The organism is Saccharomonospora iraqiensis subsp. paurometabolica YIM 90007 (assembly GCF_000231035.2).
GTDB classification, from domain to species: domain Bacteria; phylum Actinomycetota; class Actinomycetes; order Mycobacteriales; family Pseudonocardiaceae; genus Saccharomonospora; species Saccharomonospora paurometabolica.
Genome location: NZ_KI912194.1, coordinates 950 through 1,678, shown reverse-complemented (window position 1 = coordinate 1,678; position 729 = coordinate 950). Strand labels below are relative to the sequence as shown.

1 pseudogene is annotated in these 729 nt (G+C 76.8%); it reads right to left on the bottom strand.

Going from position 1 to position 729, the window contains the following annotated elements:
- Positions 1-97 precede the first annotated feature (97 nt).
- A pseudogene (locus SACPADRAFT_RS24885) lies at positions 98-729 on the bottom strand (nitroreductase family protein); the annotation flags it as partial.

Genomic DNA, 729 nt, shown 5'->3' with positions numbered 1-729 from the left:
ACCACCCCGGCCTCGCCCGCGCCGCGTCGGCCTTCCTGGACACCGCCCCGCCCGGGAGCCCGGACTGACCCGGGGTGGCCCCGTTCCGCGGTACGTCTCACGGTTCCCGGTGGAGGACGTCCCCGAGGCTGCGGCGGGGGCTGGCCGGCGGCCGCCCGACCGGGTGCCCCACCCGGAACAGCGTCTGGAGGTACCCGTCGAAGTTGAACCGGCGGGCCAGCTCGGTACGGATCCGGGGCAGTTGCAGGGGTTGGGTCTGCACCGCCCCCGCGAGCCCGGCCGCGACCGCGGTCAACCACACGCGCTGCAGCGCCGCACCGGCCCGCAGGTGGGCGGACGCGTCGTCGGTGTCCGTGCCCGACAGCAGCATCCGTTCCCGGCGCAGGTTCTCCACCAGGTCCGCCCGGTCCGGGACCTCCGTCCGCGGGCGCACGATGCCCGCCGAGGGCACGCTCCGGCCCGTCACCAGCATGCTGCTCCGTGCCACGCCCGCACCGTGTCGGCGGTGGTTCTCGTCCCGCACGGTCCACAGGGCCAGTTCCCGTTGGTACCCCTCGTCCCCGCGGTACGCCCGGCCCGCGGCGCTCAGCTGGTCCGCGAGAGCCCCCAGTTCGGCGTCCCCGGCGACCGGGTGGATCCACACGTCCTCCGCCCCGGCGGCCGCGACCAGGTCGGCCACGGTGGCCTCCGGGACCGGCCGTGCCGCGAACGGCGCACGGTGACTGCCCC